Raw genomic sequence first — 2,897 nt, forward strand, 5'->3', positions numbered from 1 at the left:
AATTTACGCTAGAAACCCGGTTTCTTGTCCCCGTAAAGGTTAGAAACCGGGTTTCTTCCAACTATTTCTAGGAATGAGCCACAAATTTACGCTAGAAACCCGGTTTCTTGTCCCTAGAAGCATTTACTTTGTTGAGCAATCTGTTATCGTGGCGCGGGTTCGATGACTTCACGAATCCGATAAATTGGGCGTTGTTGAGATTCATGATAGGTTCGCATCAATAATTCGGCTAACAGGCCAAAACTAAACAATTGTACCCCAGCTAAAAGCAGAACTACGGACAAAATAAGTAAGGGGCGATCGCCAATACTTGCCCCAAATCCGAGTTTGAGAATGGTTAAATACAATCCTAACAGAAAGCCCAAGACCATAGAAATAATCCCAAATCCTCCAAAGACGTGCATCGGACGGGTGAGAAATTTCTTCATAAAGAAAACCGTTAACAAATCCATCAAAACCCGAATTGTTCGGCCTAATCCGTACTTGCTTTTACCATAGAGACGAGCATGGTGACGGACTGGAATTTCAATAATTCTTGCTCCTTCAATAAATGCTAATGCGGGTAAAAACCGATGTAACTCTCCGTAGAGATTCATGTCGGCTACAATTTCCTTACGGTATGCCTTCAAAGAACAGCCATAATCGTGTAATTTCACCCCGGTGACTTTGCCAATCATGGCATTGGCAATTTTAGAAGGAAGCAAGCGAGTGAGGGCCGCATCTTGACGATTTTTACGCCAACCACTGACGAGATCATATCCCTCATTTAACTTCATCACCAGTTCAGGAATATCGGCGGGGTCATTTTGCAAATCCCCATCTAAGGTGACAATAATGGGCGATCGCGCCGACTTAAATCCCGCTGCCATTGCCGCCGACTGTCCATAGTTCCGGCGCAAAATCACTGCTACTAGGTCATTTCGCTTTTGTGCTTCTTGTTTGAGGACTTCAGTGGAGCTATCGGTGGAGCCATCATCTACGCAGATTAGTTCATAATTGAGTTGAGCGTCACTCAGGGCTTGGGCGATCGCGCTGATCAGGTGCGGCAGACTCTCAACCTCGTTGTGAATGGGGACAACGACGGATACATCTAGGGGGGAAAGCGCCGATTCGATGTGGGAAGGGTGCAAAGCGGGTGAAATTTCCATTTATCTGTAATAATTAAACTCAATAGTGGGATTTTCTCTTAGTGGTAAAATCGATGAGCAAGTGGAATCAATCTGGATTACAGGAATATCGAACCCCAAGGACCAAGTATCTATTATGACGCCTTGCTGGGGTTTTTGAAAGGATCTGTAATTTTATTCCCATATCATCATGTCATGTTTTGGGAAACTCGCCCCCCAGTCTACCCTCATCACAATTTTACCTTCCAGTAGCATCTGGCTACTCTTCACGAGGACGACGATACAATAAGAAACTGTTTTTTCACAACCCACTGCCGTGAAAGCAGCCAGTCTAGGCAACCTCTTAGTTTTTTGTCCTGGGGAATATCAGACTGAATCGAGACTTTAGGAAATATTTTCTAAAATTGCGACCGAAAAATCCTGCATTTAAAGGACATCAGTTCAAGACCAAATGACTGCTATTTAAGAGAATTAATTGAGCCAAGACCCCAGGCGGAATGAGACAGGATTATAAACAAATAGAAAATATTTTTCCGATTAAGTATAGAATTTTTCTTTGTTAACGAACCTTAATACCATGACTTTAAAAACTGTTGATTCAATCCTATCCCGTGCTTTAGAAGGAACCGATATTTCTCCAGCAGAAGCAGCGATTTTGCTCCAGCAAACCGACCCTGAACTGGTAACCGCCATTGCCCAGGTTGCGGACGAACTCCGGCAGAAACAATCCGGCAATACGGTGACATTCGTGATTAATCGCAATATTAACTTTACGAACATCTGCGAGCAACATTGTAGTTTTTGCGCCTTTCGTCGCGATGCTGATGAAGTGGGAGCTTTTTGGTTAGATTGGGGAACAATTCTGGAAAAAACAACGGATGCGGTGCAACGGGGAGCGACGGAAATTTGTATGCAGGGTGGGTTGCATTTGGAAGCTAAAATTGATGGGAAATCCTTGCCCTATTATTTGAAGCTGGTGGGGACGATTAAAGATGAATTTCCTCATTTGCATTTGCACGCTTTTTCTCCCCAAGAAGTCCAGTTTATTGCCCGGGAAGACCAGATAACGTATGAGGAGACGATCGCCGCGTTGCAAGAGGCGGGAGTGGGTTCTATGCCGGGAACTGCTGCGGAAGTCTTGGACGATCGCATCCGAAATATTATTTGTCCCGAAAAAATTAATAGCGAAACTTGGCTAGAAATTGTCAGTACAGCCCATCGTTTGGGATTACCCACCACGAGCACGATGTTGTGCGGACATATTGAAACACCGCAGCAACAAATCGACCATTTGGAAAAATTGCGATCGCTCCAAAAAACTGCCTGCGATCGCAACTATCGCGCCCAAATTACCGAATTTATTTTACTCCCTTTTGTAGGAGAACAAGCCCCCGCTCCCTTGCGCAGTCGCGTCGGTCGAAATCAACCCATTCTCGCTAATACTTTACTCCTAACTGCGGTTTCCCGGATTTTCCTTGGCAACTGGATTTCCAATCATCAACCCAGTTGGGTAAAACTCGGATTAGACGGTGCAACAACAGCGCTCAACTGGGGATGCAATGATATTGGCGGCACCTTAATGGAGGAACATATTACCACTATGGCCGGTGCGAAAGGGGGAAGCTGTATGGAACCAGAAACCCTGCGATCGGCGATTACCGGAATTAACCGCCCTTACCAACAACGAGATACCCTCTATCACCCCATAACTGCCCCAGTTTACTCTTAAAAAAATATGACAGCCAGAGTTAAAAGAGAGTAGGGTGGGCA

Annotated in this window: 2 protein-coding genes; one reads left to right on the forward strand and one right to left on the reverse strand. The window is 44.9% G+C overall.

Annotated features, from left to right (window positions below; translation table 11 throughout):
• Positions 1-143: 143 nt before the first annotated feature.
• Complete coding sequence (locus J0895_RS01400; protein WP_207086360.1) at positions 144-1,148, reverse strand: glycosyltransferase; 1,005 nt, start codon at positions 1,146-1,148, stop codon at positions 144-146.
• A gap of 556 nt (positions 1,149-1,704) precedes the next feature.
• Between J0895_RS01400 and cofH the strand changes: the two genes are divergently transcribed.
• Positions 1,705-2,856: a 7,8-didemethyl-8-hydroxy-5-deazariboflavin synthase subunit CofH gene (gene cofH / locus J0895_RS01405; protein ID WP_207086361.1), complete on the forward strand. Its 1,152-nt coding sequence runs from the start codon at positions 1,705-1,707 to the stop codon at positions 2,854-2,856.
• Positions 2,857-2,897: the final 41 nt, after the last annotated feature.

It is taken from the genome of Phormidium pseudopriestleyi FRX01 (assembly GCF_017313335.1).
GTDB lineage: Bacteria > Cyanobacteriota > Cyanobacteriia > Cyanobacteriales > Laspinemataceae > Laspinema > Laspinema pseudopriestleyi.

Bases quoted from the DNA above. Each gene is read 5' to 3' on its own strand.
- J0895_RS01400 (WP_207086360.1), bottom strand. From the start codon at position 1,148: ATGGAAATTTCACCCGCTTTGCACCCTTCCCACATCGAATCGGCGCTT.
- cofH (WP_207086361.1), top strand. From the start codon at position 1,705: ATGACTTTAAAAACTGTTGATTCAATCCTATCCCGTGCTTTAGAAGGA.